The 19,658-nt window shown below is 52.4% G+C and carries 17 protein-coding genes; 3 read left to right on the top strand and 14 right to left on the bottom strand.

Annotation, left to right across the window (positions count from 1 at the left end; all coding sequences use genetic code 11):
- Window positions 1–69 precede the first annotated feature (69 nt).
- From DVH26_RS11680 to DVH26_RS11665, 4 genes are all read right to left on the bottom strand, one after another.
- The gene (locus tag DVH26_RS11680) at window positions 70–954 is read right to left on the bottom strand and encodes a carbohydrate ABC transporter permease (RefSeq protein ID WP_239633857.1); all 885 of its coding nucleotides are present in this window, start codon (window positions 952–954) and stop codon (window positions 70–72) included.
- A gap of 18 nt (window positions 955–972) precedes the next feature.
- Window positions 973–1,878: an ABC transporter permease gene (locus DVH26_RS11675; protein ID WP_481857603.1), complete on the bottom strand. Its 906-nt coding sequence runs from the start codon at window positions 1,876–1,878 to the stop codon at window positions 973–975.
- Between the two features lie 297 nt (window positions 1,879–2,175).
- A complete protein-coding gene (locus DVH26_RS11670; RefSeq protein WP_239633856.1) occupies window positions 2,176–4,521 on the bottom strand; it encodes a helix-turn-helix domain-containing protein in 2,346 nt (781 codons plus the stop codon).
- 236 nt (window positions 4,522–4,757) lie between these two features.
- On the bottom strand, window positions 4,758–5,804 hold the full coding sequence (locus DVH26_RS11665) for a glycoside hydrolase family 88/105 protein (protein ID WP_239633855.1): 1,047 nt from the start codon (window positions 5,802–5,804) through the stop codon (window positions 4,758–4,760).
- A 487-nt stretch (window positions 5,805–6,291) separates the two neighbouring features.
- On the opposite strand from DVH26_RS11665, the gene DVH26_RS11660 reads away from it, so the two are divergent.
- From DVH26_RS11660 to hrpB, 3 genes are all read left to right on the top strand, one after another.
- On the top strand, window positions 6,292–6,720 hold the full coding sequence (locus DVH26_RS11660; RefSeq protein WP_239633854.1) for a cell wall hydrolase: 429 nt from the start codon (window positions 6,292–6,294) through the stop codon (window positions 6,718–6,720).
- Window positions 6,721–7,052: 332 nt separating this feature from the next.
- Window positions 7,053–7,280 carry a 3-dehydroquinate dehydratase gene (locus DVH26_RS11655; RefSeq protein WP_239633853.1) on the top strand — a complete coding sequence of 76 codons (228 nt, stop codon included), beginning with the start codon at window positions 7,053–7,055 and terminating at the stop codon, window positions 7,278–7,280.
- A gap of 236 nt (window positions 7,281–7,516) precedes the next feature.
- A complete protein-coding gene (hrpB, locus tag DVH26_RS11650; protein WP_239635341.1) occupies window positions 7,517–10,057 on the top strand; it encodes an ATP-dependent helicase HrpB in 2,541 nt (846 codons plus the stop codon).
- A 726-nt stretch (window positions 10,058–10,783) separates the two neighbouring features.
- Here hrpB and DVH26_RS11645 read toward each other — a convergent pair.
- The 10 genes from DVH26_RS11645 to DVH26_RS11605 all read right to left on the bottom strand — a co-directional run bounded on the left by DVH26_RS11645 (window position 10,784) and on the right by DVH26_RS11605 (window position 19,515).
- Window positions 10,784–10,945 carry a hypothetical protein gene (locus DVH26_RS11645; protein ID WP_239633852.1) on the bottom strand — a complete coding sequence of 54 codons (162 nt, stop codon included), beginning with the start codon at window positions 10,943–10,945 and terminating at the stop codon, window positions 10,784–10,786.
- A gap of 15 nt (window positions 10,946–10,960) precedes the next feature.
- Entirely contained in the window at window positions 10,961–11,128 is a 168-nt protein-coding gene (locus DVH26_RS11640; protein ID WP_239633851.1) for a hypothetical protein, read from the bottom strand.
- A 97-nt stretch (window positions 11,129–11,225) separates the two neighbouring features.
- On the bottom strand, window positions 11,226–11,348 hold the full coding sequence (locus tag DVH26_RS37090) for a hypothetical protein (protein ID WP_275590467.1): 123 nt from the start codon (window positions 11,346–11,348) through the stop codon (window positions 11,226–11,228).
- A gap of 466 nt (window positions 11,349–11,814) precedes the next feature.
- Window positions 11,815–13,410 (bottom strand): phosphoenolpyruvate carboxykinase (ATP), encoded by a 1,596-nt coding sequence (pckA, locus tag DVH26_RS11635; protein ID WP_239633850.1) that lies wholly within the window; start codon window positions 13,408–13,410, stop codon window positions 11,815–11,817.
- 15 nt (window positions 13,411–13,425) lie between these two features.
- A complete protein-coding gene (locus DVH26_RS11630; RefSeq protein ID WP_239633849.1) occupies window positions 13,426–13,620 on the bottom strand; it encodes a GapA-binding peptide SR1P in 195 nt (64 codons plus the stop codon).
- A complete protein-coding gene (gene gap / locus DVH26_RS11625; RefSeq protein ID WP_239633848.1) occupies window positions 13,593–14,633 on the bottom strand; it encodes a type I glyceraldehyde-3-phosphate dehydrogenase in 1,041 nt (346 codons plus the stop codon). The genes DVH26_RS11630 and gap overlap by 28 nt, the downstream gene beginning before the upstream one ends.
- Before the next feature lie 209 nt (window positions 14,634–14,842).
- A complete protein-coding gene (locus DVH26_RS11620) occupies window positions 14,843–16,165 on the bottom strand; it encodes an MFS transporter (protein WP_239633847.1) in 1,323 nt (440 codons plus the stop codon).
- Window positions 16,166–16,219: 54 nt separating this feature from the next.
- Window positions 16,220–16,687 carry a MarR family winged helix-turn-helix transcriptional regulator gene (locus DVH26_RS11615; protein WP_239633846.1) on the bottom strand — a complete coding sequence of 156 codons (468 nt, stop codon included), beginning with the start codon at window positions 16,685–16,687 and terminating at the stop codon, window positions 16,220–16,222.
- A 177-nt stretch (window positions 16,688–16,864) separates the two neighbouring features.
- The gene (locus DVH26_RS11610; protein WP_239633845.1) at window positions 16,865–17,635 is read right to left on the bottom strand and encodes a sugar phosphate isomerase/epimerase family protein; all 771 of its coding nucleotides are present in this window, start codon (window positions 17,633–17,635) and stop codon (window positions 16,865–16,867) included.
- 86 nt (window positions 17,636–17,721) lie between these two features.
- Window positions 17,722–19,515: a glycoside hydrolase family 36 protein gene (locus DVH26_RS11605; protein WP_239633844.1), complete on the bottom strand. Its 1,794-nt coding sequence runs from the start codon at window positions 19,513–19,515 to the stop codon at window positions 17,722–17,724.
- Window positions 19,516–19,658 lie beyond the last annotated feature (143 nt).

Here is a 19,658-nt window from a genome sequence, read left to right as displayed (position 1 = left end):
ATTGTAACGCCGGCTCCTATTAGCCATGTGAAAGAAAACCCTGTTTCATACTTGCGATGCCGACTCTTATTAGCCTTTGATCGATCCGATAAGAACCCCTTTGGCAAAATGCTTCTGCAGGAACGGATACACCAGCAGGATCGGAATCGTACCGACTACGATAACCGCCATTTTGATCGTCTGCTCCGGCGGCTGCACGAAGGTCGGATCGAGCTGGCTCATATCCCCGATGTTGCCCTGGGAGAGCATGACGAGCTGTCGAAGCATAACCTGCAGCGGCCATTTCTCGGGATCGTTAATGTACAGCAAAGCGGTGAAAAAGTTGTTCCAGTGGCCTACCGCGTAAAACAGGCCGAAGGTGGCGAGGACCGGCTTGGACAAAGGCAGTACAATCCGCCATAACACGCCGAGCTCCGTGCAGCCGTCGATTTTTGCCGCTTCTTCCAGACCCGGCGGCAGCTCCTGGAAAAAGTTTTTGACGACAATAAGGTTAAATGCGCTAATGGCTCCCGGCAGCATCAATGCCCAGTAGGAATCGAGCAAACCTAGGTTTTTAACAACCAGATAAGTAGGAATCATCCCGCCCGAAAACAGCATCGAGAACAGAACCAGATTCAAGATCGTATTGCGCCCCATCAAATCGCGGCGGGCCAGCGCATACGCCATCGTTACTGTAAATGCGAGATTGACCAGCGTCCCCATGACCGTCACGTAGATCGATACGAGAATGCTTCGGAATAACGTGTCCGAGGAGAAAATAAACTGATATCCGGAAAGCGAGAACGTCTTCGGAATGAGGAAAAACGATCTTTGAGTCAATTCCGCTTCCGACGCGAACGATCCGGCGATAACATACAGGAACGGCAGGATGGTAATAATCCCGAGCAGTCCGAGAATGGTATAGTTCAATCCGTCAAACAAATTGCCAAGCAAGGTTTTTTGATGTCTGACCATAGTGTTCGGCCTCCTCTACTAATAAATGCCCGATTGACCGAATTTTTTGGCCAAATAGTTGCTTGTAAACACTAGGATGACGCCTACGATCGACTTGAATAAGCCGACTGCCGTACTGTAGCTGAATGCGCCTTGCGTGATCCCCATCATATACACGTAGGTGTCGAATACGTCGGCGACTTCCCGGTTCAGGGCGTTCGTCATCAAATAAATTTGCTCGAAGCCGTTCTCCAGAACATCCCCTACGCGAAGAATCAGCAAAATAATTATGGTGCTGCGTACCGACGGCAAGGTAATGTGCCACATTTGGCGCCAACGGTTGGCTCCATCCACGATAGCGGCTTCATATTGCTCCGTATCGACTCCGGCCAATGCCGCCAGGAAGATAATCGTTCCCCAGCCGCACTCTTTCCACATCGTTTGCAGAATGATAAGCGGTCTGAACCAGTCCGGGTTCGAGAGGAAATCGATTTTTTGGCCCGTGTACTGCTCCAGCAGGCTGTTGACGATACCGCCTTCCGTCGTTAAAAACACATAGGAAATACTGGCGACGATAACCATCGAAATAAAGTGCGGAACGTAAATGAGGGTTTGGATCGTCCGTTTGTAGAAGTCTTTGCGAATCTCATTAAGCATCAGCGCAATAACGATAGGCGCCGGGAAGAAAAAGACCAGGTTGTAGAACGACAGCAGCAGCGTATTGCGCAGCAGTCTTGGAAAGTCAGGGTTCTGGAAGAAGTCGCGGAAATGGTCGAGCCCTACCCACTCACTGTTCATGAAGCCTGTAAAAGGCTGGTAGTTCTTAAAGGCAAGAAGAACGCCCCACATGGGAACATACTTAAAGATGGCGAAATATAACAAGCCGGGAAGCAGAAGAATATACATCCATTTGTCCCGTTTCAGTCTTTTGAGGAATCGCGACATCGCGCTGTCCTTATTTTGCTCCCGCATACGGATGCTGTCAGTCATAGTTGTTTGCCCCATAGTTTCACTCCTTGATTCAAAAGTCTAATTCCGGTGACGACATTTTCCGATGTACAACGCTCTCTTTCGACTCGATTCGTCATTCGGTTGTGCTATAGCCACATTGTGTTGCATGGGCCATTTGTTTGCAATTAGACATTCTTGTTTCGGAGATTTAGGGCGGTTGCGCTTCTTTTGCAGAACTACTATTTTCTTGATAAGGAGCTAAAAACCCGCTCACAGAGCGGGTTTTTAGCGTTATGCCTTGCGGCTCATCTCACGATATTGGCTTGGAGTGACACCCTCGTACTTTTTGAAAATACGGTTGAAATAGCTGTGCTGATAGCCTACCTTCTCCGACACTTCGTTGATTTTCAGCTCGGAGTTGCGCAGCATTTCCTTGGCCTTCTCCATCCGCAGATCGGTCAAATAATCGATGAAGTTTTTGCCGGACACCTGCTTGAACGTCCGGCTCATGACGAAAGCATTCGTGCCGCAATGCTCTGCGCAGCTGTCCAAAGAGATATCGCTCATATAGTTCGCCTGAATATACAGCATCGCCTGCTCGATCATCTTCTTGAGCTGGAAGTCGGCGCGGTTCTCCATGGCCGTAATGAACGGACGGATCACTTTATTCATGAACCATGCCCGGATTTGCTCCGGTTCCTTCAGCGCAGACAGCTGCTCGAACATGTTCGAGGACTTGAACAGCTGGTTCGGATTCATCCCCGACTGCATGATGGCATGCTCCAGAGACCCTAACAAATTCATGATTCCCTGCTGCACGTCCATCTCCTTGGCGCCTCCCGCCGTCAGAGCTTCCATGAACGTTTGAATGTGCTGGTCCGTCTCTTCTTCTTGCCCCATCCGCATCGACTGAATGATTTCCCTCTCCAGCGAGAACGGGTACTGGAACGGCTGCTGCTCTTCCATCTTGCTCAGCGCCTCCAGATCGATGATCTGATTCTCGTTGCCGAAGTTGCGGTAGCTGAGGGCCAGCTTGGATTCCTCGAACAACAGTGGAATTTCTCTTACGCAAGGCGTCGCTTTGCCTAAAGTAATGGTCACCTGCATTTTGAGAATTTGGTTGATCGTCTGCATCAGCGTATCGCTTAATTGGTACATTTCCGTTTTATAGGCTTGTCCGCGCGGCATGCTGACGAGCAATCCGACGGTCAGATCGTGGAAGTTAATGACATGGCAATCCTCGAACCGTTCTTTGGCAAGCTCCTCCACCATATTGGCCGCCGCGAACGTAATCAGTCCTTCGTCCCCATGGGAAAAACGCCCTACGGTATCAAGCTGCGTCATGCCGATTAATTGAATATACAGCACGCTATACTGCCTGTCGGCCGTATTCCAGCCGTAATGATTCATGCGGTCGATCAAATCTTCTTCGGAATACGCCGTCAAATAGCCTTGAATCAATTGGAGCAGGAAGCCTTCCTTCACCTGCGGCAGCTGATTCGCGAGCTTGCTCTGCAGCTCCAGACTTTCGCGGTTCAAATGCTCCCAATGCTTCTCGATCAGCTCGAATTCATTGCCTTGGGTCGATTTGCCGCCGCTTAACAGCCGAACCAGCTGATTGACCGGGGAATAAATTCGTCTGGAAGCTATCCAGGCCAGCACCGCGGCCAGCAATAATCCTACGCAGCTTACTAGGACGATGGCTTGGGACATAAACACGATCGGCCGTTTGATCGCGCTTGTTGGCGCAATGGATACGTAAATCCATTTGTTTCCGATCCTCTCCAGCGCGCCGGCGGAAACGGAATACGTATTCTTCTCCCATTTGAACAAAAAGGACGTTTGTTGGAAATGTTTGCTCAGCACCTCCTGCTTAACGGCTTCGATCAATGGAGAAGCATCGCTCTTCTCCCCCGTCGAAACAAGGATGCTGCCGTCCTCCTGCATCATGAAGGCTTCGCCTTCATCGTAGGGAGCAACCGTTTTCAGCAATGAAACGACGTTATCGTGATCCAGCCGGGCGACCATCAAGCCGAACGGCTCGGAGGTGCCGCCAGGAATTTTATGAACGAGGGCCAAATCCTTGTCATCCGGATTTTTGCTAAGAGAGGACACGTTCGTCCAATACACGTTCGGACCGTTATCCTTTAGCTGCTTAAATTCGTTCCATTCCGCCGTATTCTCGCTTGTTACACTGATTTCCGGGTTGAAATGGACCGGCAGCATGCCGTCGATATACAAATCGAGCCGTTTGGCCAGCGGCATAGCGCCCTGCATCAGTACTATCGTTTTGGAAATATCGCGGCTTATGGAAAATTGACGAAAGAAGTCCACTTCCTTCAGACTGTAATCGAATTTGGTATCCAGAGCGCCGTGAGACATCGAAAGCTCCATGTTGGCGAACTGTCCGTCTATGTTCTCCGCTCTCTTGATAATTTGATTTTTATGCAGCTGCAGCAGTTCATTCTCAATCCGGCCGCCGACGAACCAGTATATGATCGCGCCTGTAATTAAACCAGGGATACTGGCGATCAGCAGGATCATGATGAGCATTTTTCGGTAATGTGTTCCTTTGCCGCCATAAAAATGAGATCCCCAGCTGCCAAGCCGTGATTTGATCGAACCGAACAATGCCATTCACCACCAAGCCATATAGTAGAATCTATCTGTTAAATAATGAAATATCGCAAAACAAACATGTGCATTATAAACATACCTTTATTTGTTTTTGTTTTCAACCGTTTTATTTTGAAAAATAATCTATGATGTCTGAAAATGATTGATTTCCAGAAAAATAGAAAAACCTACGAAAGTCGTAGGTTTTTAATATACACTATTCTACTCGGATTATCACGGCAGGATTTGATGGAAAATTATTCGTTATCTTTCCATTTGTACGTCAACAGCGATGACAGGAATACAAGCGCAAGTCCTTGTCCCCAGCCTTGAATTCGTTGATGCGCAACCCCTTTGTAGCCTTCCGCATCCTTCATGACTGCCGTTCCTGCGGAGACGCCTGTTACCGTTCCGTTGGCGCTTACGCGTCCAAGCACGCCTGCGATCGCTTTTTGAATCTGCTTGTTATACAGCGGCGATCCGATTGCTTCGTTGAACCGGACAAGCCCTGCAGCCAGGCCAGCCGAACCGGAGGTTTCGGTATAGGCGGACGTATCGTTCAGCACCGTATGCCACAGTCCGTCTTCCGCCTGCAAACGTACGACTGTGCTAAGCTGGTCTCTCAGGGAATCGTACATCTTCATGTAGGACGGATGCGTAACCTCGACGATAGCCAGAGCTTGTCCCATCGTATAAGCCGCCCAGCTGTTGCCTCTCGCCCAATAGACGGCCGACATATTGTTTTGCACCGTGTGATCCCAGCCGTGGAAATACAGATTCGTGTCCGCATTTTGCAAAAATCTCTCGTGCCCGTGGTATTGAAGCAGCCCGTCCTCCAGGTAATCCTCGCGGCCCAGCAGCGTTCCGATCCTAATCAGGAAGTAGCCGGCCATGAACATCGTGTCGACCCACGCCTGCTCCGGGAAATAGTAATTTTGGGATACGGTATGCTGAAAAATGCCGTCGGCGAAACGAACCGCATCGTTCTTCAAATGCTCCGCCATTTCGATGGCCGTCTCCAAATATTTCTCTTGCTTCGTCTCCTCATACAGGCTCAGCAGCGTATGGCCGATCGATACCGCATTCACGGTAAGCGGCGGAATCCCCTCTTCGAGCTGCTCATCGACCCAGCGGGTCATAATCTCTAAATACGCCTCGTTCTTCGTAGCGGCGTAAGCGCGGCTGATCCCGTAGAAGGCAACGCCTGCCGGCCAGTCCCATGTGAAATCCATATTGCTCGTACGATGTACGATCCGGTCGATGGTTTCTTTAATAAGCTGTTCGTCAAATTGTAGTAATGGCAACTTGTATCTTCCTCTCCTTGTGCTGTGGGGCAGTTCTTTGGAACTGCCGTGCTTTGAGAAAACCGGTATGTCGTAATTTGATAGCACGCTCCGGTGTGGGATGCCCCTCCGGCCGCTGTTGAAACCTGTGAATTCGATTAGAATTAAAGGTATTTTCACAGATTTCAAAGGCGGACGTAAACTCCTCCAGGACATTCCCACACCTACTCTTGTACAAATTTTGAAATGGTTTCTCGAAGCACAAAGCAGTTCCAAGCGAACTGCCGTTGTGTTTACTAACCGCATCTTGCCTGCTTCCACCTTATTCGAACGAGAGCTGGTTTACAATCGCACTCTTTTGCTTACGGAGCAAAACGCGTTTGTACTATTTTGTAATGCTTAAGACTTCCTTGCCAAGAAACGTGTCGATATAAGGCTGTACCATATCACATAATTCAGTCTTAGCCCACATAGGATAGGGATACATCAACTTCAGGGAGGTGCAGCGATGGCCGTTGTCAAAGCCAGGCAGCAGGATATCGACTTGCTGGCCAGACTGCTTCGTGCGGAAGCCGAGGGTGAAGGCGAGCAGGGAATGCTGATGGTGGGAAATGTCGGAATCAACCGGATTCGCGGGGACTGCTCCGATTTTAAAGGGATTCGAACGATTCCCCAAATGATATATCAGGAGCATGCGTTCGAAGCGGTGCAGCACGGGTATTTCTATCAGTCGCCGAGAGACAGGGAGAGACGGCTTGCCCGCAGAGCCGTTAACGGCGAACGGGTGTGGCCGTCCAAATTCAGCCTATGGTATTTTCGCCCTCAGGGTGATTGTCCGGACACATGGTATAATCAGCCGCTGGTCGGACGGTTTAAGAAGCATTGCTTTTACCAGCCGAAGCCGGGAGAATGTGACGATATTTACAATACGTTTTAGAGCCGAAGGTTCAAAAAGCGAATACCCGTTAAGCGGCATATCGGAGCTGTTGCCTCCCCGCCGGCTTCCCGGGTTTTTTACTTCTATAGAATTTATAATCGGGGCTCCCCGCAAAGTATCTGATTGACTTCGATGCCAATGCTCCACTTAGTGGGGATATTAGCGAAAAATATTTCTACAATCTGTAACCTTTTTCCGCTATTATCCGTCTTACTAGTAAAATAACAAAAAAAAGTAGAGGCTGTAGCCAAATTGTAAAACTTTTTTAATGTTATTTTAATAATCGTAATATATCCTATTTACATATCCAATATTAGGGTTGGTGATCATTGATGAAGCTGTTTATTACTATCCATAACAAAACAATTCCCGTTTACACCGATGATAAAACAAGTAAAAAATTCAATTTGCTGAAATCCGCCTTGGAAGCGAAAGTAAGCAAAGGACGAAAAGCCATCAAGAAATGTCTGGATTCTATCATCAGCATTGAAATTGTAGGCTGTGAAGCGATCCTGCATTCATTCAACGAACGGGATACTCTCGCTCTGTCGCTTTATTAATCGGCAAGTCTCTCATAGACGCATGAATCAACTGCTCGTACGTAGCCATACGCCCGAGTTGTTGGTGCATGCGTTTTTCTTTTTGCTGCCATCCCGAAAGCTGTTCATGAATGCTAGCTTGATAGAAAGGGTCGGGCTTGTAAGATTCTTATTTTTCTATCTCCGATAGTAACGGTATAATATACGCTATGAACTCAGACGTTATGCACTGAAACTGGTAAGGAAGATGTGGAATGATGACAAAGCTGCCAATAGAAGCCGTACTGCCGTCTCTTAAGGAGACGCTGATGATCCATACCAACGCGGTGCTTGTCGCACCGCCTGGAGCAGGGAAAACGACCCGCATTCCTCTTGCGCTGCTGCACGAGCCATGGCTTGGAGGACGGAGAATCCTGATGCTTGAGCCGCGAAGACTGGCGGCGCGCTCCGCCGCGCGTTATATGGCCGCCTCTTTGGGAGAAGGCGTCGGGGAAACCGTCGGATATCGGGTGAAGCTCGATACCAAGGTCGGACCGCGGACGCGGATCGAGGTTATTACCGAAGGGATATTGACCCGAATGCTGCAGGAGGACCCGTCGCTGGAGGATGTCGGTGCCGTTATTTTCGACGAATTTCATGAGCGAAGCCTCCATGCCGATTTGGGACTGGCGCTCTGCTTGCAATCCCAGGCTGTGTTAAGAGAAGATCTTCGCATCCTGGTGATGTCCGCTACTCTGGAGGCGGAGCCGGTGGCCTCATTGATGAACGATGCGCCTGTGATTACGAGCGAGGGCCTCAGCTTTCCGGTGGAAACGCGATATGCCGCGAGAAAACCGGAAGGCCGCATCGAGCCTGCGGCTGCACGATGCATCGCCGAGGCGCTGGAGAACGATGACGGCGACCTGCTCGTCTTCCTGCCCGGAGAAGGGGAAATTCGCCGGGTAGAGGCACTTCTCAACGAAACCGCATCGCTGCGCAGCCGTTCGGTTCGAATCACTCCGCTGTACGGCAACCTCGCGCAGGAAGCGCAGGATGTCGCCATCGCGCCGAGCAAGCCCGGCGAGCGCAAGATCGTGCTTGCCACGGCCATAGCCGAATCAAGCTTGACGGTGGAGGGCGTGCGGATCGTCATTGACGCGGGGCTTGCGCGCGTCCCCCGCTTCTCGCCGCGGACGGGGATGACGCGCCTCGTGACCGTCCCCGTCTCGCGCGCCTCTGCGGATCAGCGCCGAGGCCGCGCCGGGCGTACAGCGCCCGGCGTCTGCTACCGGCTCTGGACGGAGCAGGACGACCGCAATCTGGACCCGCGCAGCGTGCCTGAGATTGCGGAGGCGGATCTGGCGCCGCTCGCGCTGGAGCTGGCGCAATGGGGCGTGACCGATCCAGAGGAGCTGCTCTGGATCGATCCGCCGCCGGCTGCCGCTTACGCCCAGGCGCGCGAGCTGCTGCGAGGGCTTGGCGCCCTTGGCGACGGAGGCGCCATCACGCCGCACGGCAAGAGCATGGCCGAGCTCGGCCTGCATCCGCGCCTTGCGCACATGCTCCTGCAGGCTGCAAGCCTTGGCTTCGGCCGGCTGGCCTGCGAGCTTGCCGCGCTCTTGAACGAGCGCGACATTCTGCGATCCGAGGGCGCCGCGCCCGACGCGGACCTGCGCCTTCGGATCGAGGCGCTCCGGCGGCACGCCCGCGAGCGCACGGAACGGCAGCAGCCTGCCGCTTACCAGGGCTTCCGCGTCGACACCGCGGCGTGCCGGCGCATCTTGGCCGAAGCCGCGCAGTGGCAGCGCTCGCTTAGGCTCTACCCCGCAGGCGCCGATGGCGATGGGGATGGCGACATCGACGCCTGCGGCATCCTGCTGGCCTTCGCCTACCCCGACCGCATCGGGCAGCGAAGGCCGAACGGGCGCTTCCTGCTGCGTAACGGCAGGGGGGCCGCTTTCCTGGACGTGCAGCCGCTGGCAAGCACGTCATATTTGGTCGCCGCGGAGCTGGACGACCACGGGGCGGAGAGCCGCATTTATTTGGCGGCTCCGGTAGAGCAGCATGAGCTGGAGCGCCATCTGAGCGACCAGCTCATGGAAGAGACCGCGGTCCGGTGGGATTCGGCCACGCAGTCCGTCCGCGCAAGGAAGCGCCTCTATTTGGGCGCTCTGCTGCTGAAGGACGCTCAGGTGGCGAATCCCGATCCGCAGCTGGCATTAACCGCGATGCTCGAAGGCATCGCCCAGGAGGGGCTGTCGCTGCTCACGTGGACTCGCGCCGCCAGGCAGCTTCAGCAGCGGCTTTGCTTCATGCACCGGGTCGATCCGGCATGGCCGGATGCGTCCGATGCAGCGCTCCTCGCTGCGCTGGACCAATGGCTTGCGCCGCACCTCTACGGCGTGCGGAGCCGCGCCGAGCTGGAGCGGCTGCACGTCGCCGATATGCTCGAGGCGTGGATCACCTGGGATCAGCGGCGGGAGCTCGATGCGTACGCACCGACCCATATCGTCGTCCCCAGCGGCTCGCGTATCCCTATCGACTACAGCGACCCGGATGCGCCGACGCTGGCCGTCCGGCTCCAGGAGATGTTCGGGCTGACCGAAACGCCGCGTATCGGACGCGGCAAGGTCCCGCTCACCCTGCACCTTCTCTCCCCTGCGCAGCGGCCGGTGCAGGTAACGAAAGACTTGGCGAGCTTCTGGTCCAACGCCTATTTCGAGGTGAAAAAAGATTTGAAAGGCCGGTATCCGAAGCATTATTGGCCGGATGACCCTCTCGTCGCGATGCCGACCAACCGGGCTAAGCCGAGAACGTAATCGTCAAATGCGCGTCTCGAATCACTTTGCCGAACTTAAGGCTTCCTGGTGCGAAAACTTCTACTAAGCGCTTCAAAGATGAGCGTCCTTAAAATCCAAGGACCTCGGAATCTTATAAAACTAGCGTGCTAAAATTAGCGTCCTGCACAAAAGTGCAGGACATCGGGCTTTTTGTGATCCTAACTTGTTGGTTCTAGAATTCTTTGGTCAAGGGTGCCGTGTCGGCTGCCATCTGACTGTTTGGCCTACTACCTATCGGACAGGAAATCCGTTATTTTCTGAAATGATGCTTCTTTTGCGTAGTGATCGGACAGGGAGTCCGTTATTTGCCAATTTCACCTGAAAAAACCGTGTTTTATGGGGTAATAAGAGATCTGTTGTCCGATCACTCTGCAATTTGAACCATTTTTGGTAAAATAACGGATCTACGGTCCGAATAAGCATGAGAACGATCTTCGACGGACGATGCACTAACGAATTAATTAACTTCGCTTGGCGTGAACCCTATGTAACTGAATCAAGTTAGTGGGGTATCCCGATGGGGACTTCCTTACGGAACATGTTTCATTGTCGCTTTCCAACGGCAATTTCCAGAAAATATAAGGAGGCTCTATCGCTCCTTTTATAGATATAATGCCGCATTAGAATGATAGGTGCTCAAATAACAATATTGTGCTATCTCATCCAGAGAGATTTTGTGCTGCAAATGCTCCTTCATATATACGATTATACGATGGCTGAGCGGATCACCGGAGAAGCCCCGCGGGCATGCGCTACTGCTACTTGACGGGCCAGCTTGCTAGAATAATCGCATACCTTCAGCACGTATTTGGCATAACGGATCGTGTTGTATAAATCTTGAATGACCCGGGCGCTGTCGCTCAGCATCTCAGATGCATCGCCTCAGACCTCAAGCACGAGTCTGGACACGGTCATAATCAAATCGAACGTCTCCGACTTGAACATGTCGATGTTATGCTTGTATGCTTGGGCCAGCCGCTCCAGTAGTATTTTCAAATAAGCTACAGACCCTTCCTCATCGCCGATTCGGACCCGCCACAGAAGCTCCATCCTCTCCTCGTGAGAGATGACTTTTATCCATTTCTTCTCGTTTTTTGCCCGTTTTTCGTAAAAAAAATAAGCCGGTTTCCTTGGAAAAACCGGTCGATCATCGACTCCCATCCTCCTCGAAGGAATAATTGAGCAGGTAAGGGTTGTCATAGTAGGTGCCGATTCCTGTGAATATGGAAAACCCGTGAAGGTCGGTCATGCTTTGCGTATCGCGAACCATCTGGACTGTCAGCTCCCGGTACTTGTCCTTCGGAACGGGGTCCGGCTCCAGCTAGGCGGCCAATACGCCTTCGGATACCCATACCCACAGAAACGGTACGGTAATCGCCTTGTACATCGATTGAACAAGCTTTTGCCCGATGTCGGCGCGCCAGATGGAAGGCTGGCCTACAGCCAGATCATATAGCGGTCCACGTAAAACAAATGGCGATATGCGGATTCAGCTCTATCCCGAGCTGGCGCTTCATTTCGTTGAAATTAGCTTCGCCAGTGTTCCCGAAATAAGCAGCTGAGTAAATGCAGCTTGCGATGCTTGGATATTCATCGATTCATCCTCCTAGACAGCAGCGGTTATCCTATCATACGGCCGCCTCTCGCAGCATCACAACAGGAACCGTTCCTTACGGCGACATGCAAAAGGCCCTTAGTGCCGCAGCGGCACTCAAGGGCCTTTTTGAGTTGTTTTATCAAAGCAAAGCGTCCGGCTTAGGTCCGGCATTACGAACCGCATCCGCTGCATCTGTGAACTTTTCAAAGTTGTGAGCGAAGCGGCTCGCCAAATCACGGGCCTTGGTTTCGTATTCCGTGTGATCCGTCCATGTCCCGCGGGGCTGCAATACGTCGGCAGGCACTCCGTCCACATGATCGGGGATCCACACGCCAAAGATCGGATCGGCGGTGAATGAGGCTTGCTCCAAGGTACCGTTTAAGGCTGCTGTAACCATAGCTCTTGTATAGGCCAGATTCATGCGCTTGCCTACGCCGTAGCTGCCGCCGGACCAGCCTGTGTTGACCAGATACACGCGCGCTTGATGCCGGTCGATTTTATTGCCCAGCATTTCGGCGTACACGCTCGGACTAAGCGGCAGGAACGGAGCGCCGAAGCAGGAGGAGAACGTCGCTTCCGGTTCCGTAACGCCTCTCTCGGTTCCCGCGAGCTTGGATGTGTAGCCGGACAGGAAATGATACATCGCTTGTTCCTTGGTCAGCTTGGCAATCGGCGGAAGTACGCCAAAAGCGTCGGCTGTCAGGAACAGGATGACCTCGGGATGTCCGGCTGCTCCCGGGATTACGGCGTTAGCGATAAACTCGACCGGATATGCGGCTCGCGTATTTTCGGTAATCGAATTGTCGGCATAATCCGCCTGCTTGCTGTCCGGATCAAGGACGACATTTTCCAATACGGTGCCATAGCGGATGGCATTCCATATTTGCGGCTCCTTTTCCTCGGTCAAGCCGATGCATTTGGCATAGCATCCGCCTTCGAAATTGAACACGCCGCGGTCCGACCAGCCGTGCTCGTCATCGCCGATCAAACGGCGGTTCGGGTCGGCCGAGAGCGTCGTTTTGCCCGTGCCGGACAAGCCGAAGAACAAGGCGACATCGCCTTTCTCGCCGACATTCGCCGAGCAGTGCATCGGAAATACGCCTTCAAAAGGCAGCAGGTAGTTGAGGACGCTGAAGATCGATTTTTTCATCTCACCCGCATATTCGGTTCCGCCGATAAGGACGACCCGTTTCTCAAAGGAAATGATAATGAACGTTTCCGATCTCGTTCCGTCAACCGCCGGATCCGCCTTCAAGCCAGGCAAGGCAATGACGGTAAATTCCGGTACATGCAGCTCCAATTGCTCCTTCGTTGGACGAATGAACAGCTGGCGGACGAACAGATTGTGCCAGGCCCGCTCGTTAACGACGCGAATCGGCAGCCTGTACTCGTTGTCGGCACCGGCGAAACCGTCAAATACAAACAGCTCGCGCTCGTGCATATAATCCAGTGCCTTATGATACAGCTTGTCGAACTGAGCCTCGGATATCGGCCGGTTCACCGGTCCCCATGCGACCGATTTCATAACGGACGGTTCCTGCACGATATATTTATCCTTCGGAGAGCGTCCTGTATAAGTGCCTGTAGTGGCGCGCAGCGCACCGGAAGAGGCAAGAGTTGCCTCCTTTTTGTGAATAGCGGTTTCGATGAGACGGCTGACGGACAAGTTGCGGTGCACAAGCTCCGTATTCATAAAATCCGTCGGTTCCAATATTGCTTCTCTGCTTTTTGCCATAATGCGGACCCTCTCCTACGCTGTTTTCATTTTTGTCGTGTCATTCGTATCGTTCAGCTGCTTCATGCATGCCGATTGCTTGCATAGCTCCTGTTCGCATTGGCTATAGTAAACGATAACTCTGTCCGTATCGACCGTGTCGATCATTTCTCCGCAATGCTTGCACAGAATAACCCCCAAATTTAAATGGCCGCCAGAGATGCTTCGCATAATTGTCCCATCCTTTCACTAACAGTATGTGATAATTCAATAACACGGCATGCATAGGCCCATTCATTGTCGTACCAGGCAAGCACTTTGATCTGGTCGCCCGACACCATGACGGAAAGGCCGTCGATAACAGCGGATTTGGAGCATCCGACAAAGTCGGCGGATACCAATGGATCTTCTATATATTGAACGTAGCCGGCGAACGGGCCTTCGGCCGCTTTGCGCAGCTGCGCTTTGACTTCATCGAGCTCAGCCGGCTTCGCTACTTGAACGGTCAAATCGATTAACGATACGTCCTGTGTAGGAACCCGGATCGAGATGCCCTCAATATGAGGCGCCAAATGCGGGATCACATCCGCAAGCGCTTTCCCTACTCCGGTTGTCGTAGGAATAATGGATTGCGTGCAGGCACGCGCTCTGCGCAAATCCTTGTGCGGGTTATCGAGATGATTCTGATCGGATGTAAACGCGTGAATCGTGGTCATCCATCCGCGCTTCACTTGGAACGCCTGATCGAGAATGCTTAGAACCGGCGCAACGCAGTTGGTCGTGCAGGACGCCGCGGACAAAATGGTATGGCGCGAAGGATCATATTGCTTATCATTGACGCCCATGACGACCGTCAAATCCATTTGCTGTCCCGGCGCGGTTACGATGACGGAGGCCGCTCCGGCTTCCAAATGCTTGGAAGCTCCTTGGCGATCATTGAATTTTCCGGTAGCGTCCATTACAAGATCAACATTCAAGCTGGCCCATGGAATATGGACAGGATCACGCTCATAGACCACTTTCACCTTGTGCCCGTTAATGACAAGCCCTTGTTCCTCGACGGAGATTTGAGCATCCCAGGTACCGTGAACGGAATCATACTTCAATAAATGAGCAACCGTTTCTGCCGGATAAATGGAATTAATCGCTTTCAATGTCTTGGACGATGTCGGGTCGGAACACAACCTTCTTACCAATAGTCTCCCGATTCTGCCCATGCCGCTGATTCCAATGCCTCTTGTCATGTTGTCTTCCTCCCTCAATAGCGTGTAGCACTTCTATATATGGTATATCATAATTATTATTATGACGCAATATATAATTATTTATTGCACATAATAAAAACTTTTATCAGATTAAGTGCGTCACATTATAGACGAAAAGCACCCCGTAGTGTTAGCATGAACGTTTATGTTCTGCTAGCACTTTGGGGTGCTCACGGTAATTGCTGAATTTAGGCATTGCCTTTGCCGGTTGGTTGTGTGCGACTTGCGCCGATGACATGCCAAACATACAAGATAAGGAAAATGAGCATACTGAGAGCGGATATGCGATACATCCCGGCGTATCCGGCTGCCGATGCGACAAAACCGAAGCAAACCGATCCCATGGCGATTCCAAGGTCGATCGAGTTATAGAACATCCCGGTCGCCACTGCGCGGCGGTCCGGTGCGCTCCGCTGAATCGTCCACGCCTGCAGCGAAGGCTGCAGCATCCCGTATCCGATGCCGTAGCAAAGCGCGGATACAATCAACAGGCCCATGCCGGAAGAAAACGACAGCAGCACCAGCCCGAACGCCGTGAACAGAGCCCCGGTCGGCAGTACGGCCGCATGGCCTTTGCGATCAAACAGCTTGCCGGAAAAGGGGCGAATGACGACCACCATTAATGCATTAAATAAGAAAAACCATCCGACGTTGCCGAGCGACGTCTCTTTGCCGAATAAAGCAATGAAAGTGATAAGTCCGCCATAGGTCACGGAGAGCAGCAAATTCAGGACGCATGGAAACAATGCCCCTCTTTCCCACATGGAGCTCCTTTTCTTGGGTAGTACGGTTGGCGCAGCGGAGGCAACACGCGGTTGGGATGAGAACCGGATCATCAGCGCCAACGGGAATACGGCAACGGCCAGTACGGATGAGGCTCCTATTAAGGTATTGAATCCGTAATCGTTCAGCAGCCATAGACCGATAACCGGCGCAATGGACATAGACAGGCTGGTCGATAGACCGAAGTAGCCCATCCCTTCACCCATCCGGTTTTTCGGGATGATCTCGGAAGCGAGCGTTCCGAAGGCGGTGCCTGCGATAGCGAATCCGATTCCGTATAGCACCCTGAGCGCCAGCAGGGAGCCCATCCATTGAACATAGGCATATCCTGCAGTCGACACCGCATAGACGATAAGTCCGATCAGCATGAGTCTTCGTTGACCGAGCAGCTCGAACCATTTTCCCGCGAATAATCGGGTCGCAATGGCGGAGACGGCAAACAAGCTGATTACAAAGCTGATGGTAGTCCCGGTGCTTCCGAAGGTCGCGGACACATAAGCGGGCAGCGACGGCGTAATCATTTGCAAATTCAAATAGACGCATAAATTACACAGCGTTAAAAAAATAAAATTCATCGTCCAGAGCTTGGACGATGACGGCTGCGAAGCCTTGAGCGGAGCTGCTTGTGCCGCCTGCGCGGCTTGTGCAGCAGTTGATACCGGTGACGCTGATGAAGCTAGTGGTGCTTGTGAAGCTTCCGATACTCGTGATGCTTGTGAGGCAGTCATACTTGGTTGTCCCTTCTGGATGCTCATTTTAATTCAATTCATATTCGGCAAGCTTTATTGCTCCGATCCGCCGGTTTGCTGGCTTTCGTTAAGCTGTTCGGCGGCTTGGCTGATTTGCCGCAGGAGCTGTTTGAAAAGCTCCAATTGCTCCTTAGGAATATCCCGGGCAGCGTCGAGCAGCGTCTGCAGCTCAATGGCTGTCAGCTGCTGTGCCAGTTTCACTCCCTCGGGCGTCGAATAGACGCCGAACGACCGGCGGTCCTCCGCATTCAATTCCCTGCGGACCCAGCCTTTGCGTTCCATAACGTCCAGAATGCGGGTCGTCGTCGGAGGGTCCTTATCCGCACGCGCGGCAAGCTCCTTCTGGCTGATTCCGTCATTGCCCTGCAGCCGGCACAGCACGCTCCATTGCTCCGGAGTGATGTTGAAAGGCTTAAATCGCTGCAGCAGCAGCTGCACCATTCGGCGGTACGCTTTGCCGAGCAAAAATCCGTACGATCCGTCGAGATCGTAATGTTCCATAACTTATCCCTCCCTCTTCATTTGTTGTTATGACAATAATATCGTATGCAACTAAATTTGGCAATGCGGCAGCAAAAAAACCTGCCCCGGTTACCGGATGCAGGCATTTGTCGCCATACCTTATTCAAAAAAAATCCCGCACGGCTGCAAAAGCAAACGTACGGGATGTGATTCGTATTATACGTTGATTTTACCTGTCTTCTGCAGGTTGGCAAAGCTGATGGCGAGACTTTCGAACGGATCGCGTCCGTAAGTTTGGTCCTGCTCAACCGCACCCCACTCGACTCCGATTTCGTTACACGCGTCCAAAATGCGGGAGAAGTTCATGTTGCCTTCTCCAACTTCGGCAAACAATTGCTGACGATCTCCGGTTACAGCCATGTCCTTCAGGTGAACGACCTTCATCCGGCCGTTTACTTTGCGAATCCATTCTGCCGGATCCGCTCCGCCGGCTTGAACCCAATACACGTCCAATTCAAAATCGAAGGCGGATGGATCCGATTCCTCGAACAAGATATCCATTCCCGTCTTGCCGCCAAAGTTGGCGAACTCAAAGCTATGATTATGATAAATGAAGGTCAGTCCCGCTTCCTTCAGCCTTCTGCCGATTTCGGAAGCTTCTTTCGCGAATGCGGCGTAGCCTTCTCCGCTTGTCCGGTATTCTTGCGGCAAACCGCCAAGACCGACATATTGACATCCCCATGTTTTATGCTTCTCGATCACCGCATCCAGATTGTTTTTCAAATCGGGATAACCGATGTGCGTAGCACAAATGGTCAGTTCTTCACGATCGCACAAGTCCTTCAGCGCTTGGTTGTCAATCGGGCCGATCCCCGATACTTGAACGGCGCGGTAACCGATTTCTCTTACTTTTTTCAAAGTTTGTGCAATGTCTTCCGGCGTTTTCAAATACTCTCTCAAAGTATAGAGCTGTGCGGCAATTCTCAATGAAAACCTCTCCATTCATATATAGGATAAGATGAGTGCCATGCATTCAAGTACACTTTACCATATATATCCGTCCCCATCTACCATTAGTTAGCAGCGGAGGAAGGATTCAGGACAAGAACTCTCGCCGAATGTCCCGGCATATCGGTCAAGGTCAATTGCCCCTCAAATCGGCCGAGCGGCTCCCCGGTCCAGAAATCCTCGACATCGCCTGATTTATCCAGAGTAATGGACAGCGTGGCCGGAGTTTCCTCCCAGTTAAACAGGCACAGCAGCTGGCGGTCCGGCTCATAGACGCGGCCGACACGGAAGCTGTCGTCGTCGAAACGGGCGGCTATATTGCGCGTGGTAAGCGCCTTTTTCACCATGTCCAGATTGCGTTCGGTCATATTCGCCATATCGTCCCCGGACAACACCATGCCTCCGGAAGCAACGATGTAGGCGGCGTGGAACATAAACTCATCCGGCGTTATGGAGGACAAGCCGCGGCGAACAGTACCGTCCGGATCGATCAGCTTGATGTTGCGGTTCTCCAGCACGATGCAATCCGGGTCGTTGATCCACAGCCGGTTATGCTGCCAGTTGCGGGAGAAGCCCTCAGCCGCAAGCAATGCGAACACAGGCCATTTGCGCGCAATGTCGCCTGTAACCCTCATGCCGTGCACCGTTCCAAGCGACGGCCACATCGGCGCGTTGCAGCCTAACAGGAAACTGTCTTGACCTGCCCCTTCCAGTACGGCTTCCATTCCCATCCGGTAGGCCTCCACCTTCGTGGCTTCGGCAATATAGCGGCGGCCGCCGGGAAGCGCTCCCCACATGTTCGCATCGAGCTTGAAGTAATGGCAGCCCCACTCCTGACGCATCGTCCGGAACACGTGACGCAAATAGTCGCGCGCTTCCGGGTGTGTACCGTCCAGCATATACCATGGGCCTTGTCTCCAGCCTCCGAACGAAATGCGATTCGATGCAAGCGGCTTCCCTTCGTCGTCTTGAATGAACCAGTCCGGATGCTCCTTGAAGACGGCGGACTCTTCTTGTGCGATGAACGGAGCGACCCAGATCGCGGGCTCGAAGCCTTCGGCCTTGATTTGCTTGCACAGCTTCTCCATATCGCTGAACGACTTGCCCGGCGTTAACCAATCTCCCATGTATGCCTGATAGCCGTCGTCGATTTGAATATATTTTAATTGCGGCACTTGCTCGCCAATCGCGCGCAAATTATTGAAGATGTCCTGCTCAGTCACCTCGGGACCGAAGCAATACCAGGAGCACCAGCCGTTCGGAATCCCGCTCGTCTCGAGTCTTGGGTGATTCGTTTCGAGCTGTGCCGCATACTGCTCCAGCAGCGCTTCCCTATCGCTTCCCTCGATAATAGCGAAAGTTTCCAGATCCCAGCTTTGTCCCGCTTCCAGAACCAGCTGCTCTCCATCAAGCACAACCTCGAAATGACCGTCAGCCAAACGGATTTCTCCCGTATAGCAGTGGCAGGAGGTAAAGCCCATCAATAAATGGCGGGCCGGTTCAGGTGACAGCAGCACGAAGTTATAGGCTGTGAAAAAGCCCTCCGTCGCCGGCAGCTTGTAATGCTTGCGGTCATCGAATTTGCCGATCATCTTCGGCTCGCCGATGGTGCCGCCGTACTGCGACAGCATGCTGTAGCCTTCACCGTAAAATTTGGTGCTGCCCGTATACGGCCAAGCGCCTTTGAAAAGAACGATTTCCTTTATGCTGACCGCGTGATTGCCTTCGTTCACAATGCGAAAAGATGCTGTCTCGCCTTTCCACTCCGTTAAAATTCGGACGTGCTCCGCTGTCTTACCTTCGGCATCCCGAACCATTGACACGGCATCTTGAATAAATTGAATTCCTGTAAGCTGCATCTCAAGTACACTCCCATAGCATTAAATTGTCTTATTCTCTACTAAATACTTGCAAATCCGGTCATAGGGATAGCAAGTATTGGACATCCCTATTATAGCAAGAGCGTTTTCAATTGCATTTACCCAATCGTAGAGCATTTGCA

Source organism: Paenibacillus sp. H1-7, from assembly GCF_022354825.1.
In the GTDB taxonomy this organism is placed as follows: Bacteria; Bacillota; Bacilli; order Paenibacillales; family NBRC-103111; genus Paenibacillus_S.
The sequence above is the reverse complement of the archived record's forward strand: the minus strand, read 5'-3'. Positions and strand labels throughout refer to the sequence as shown.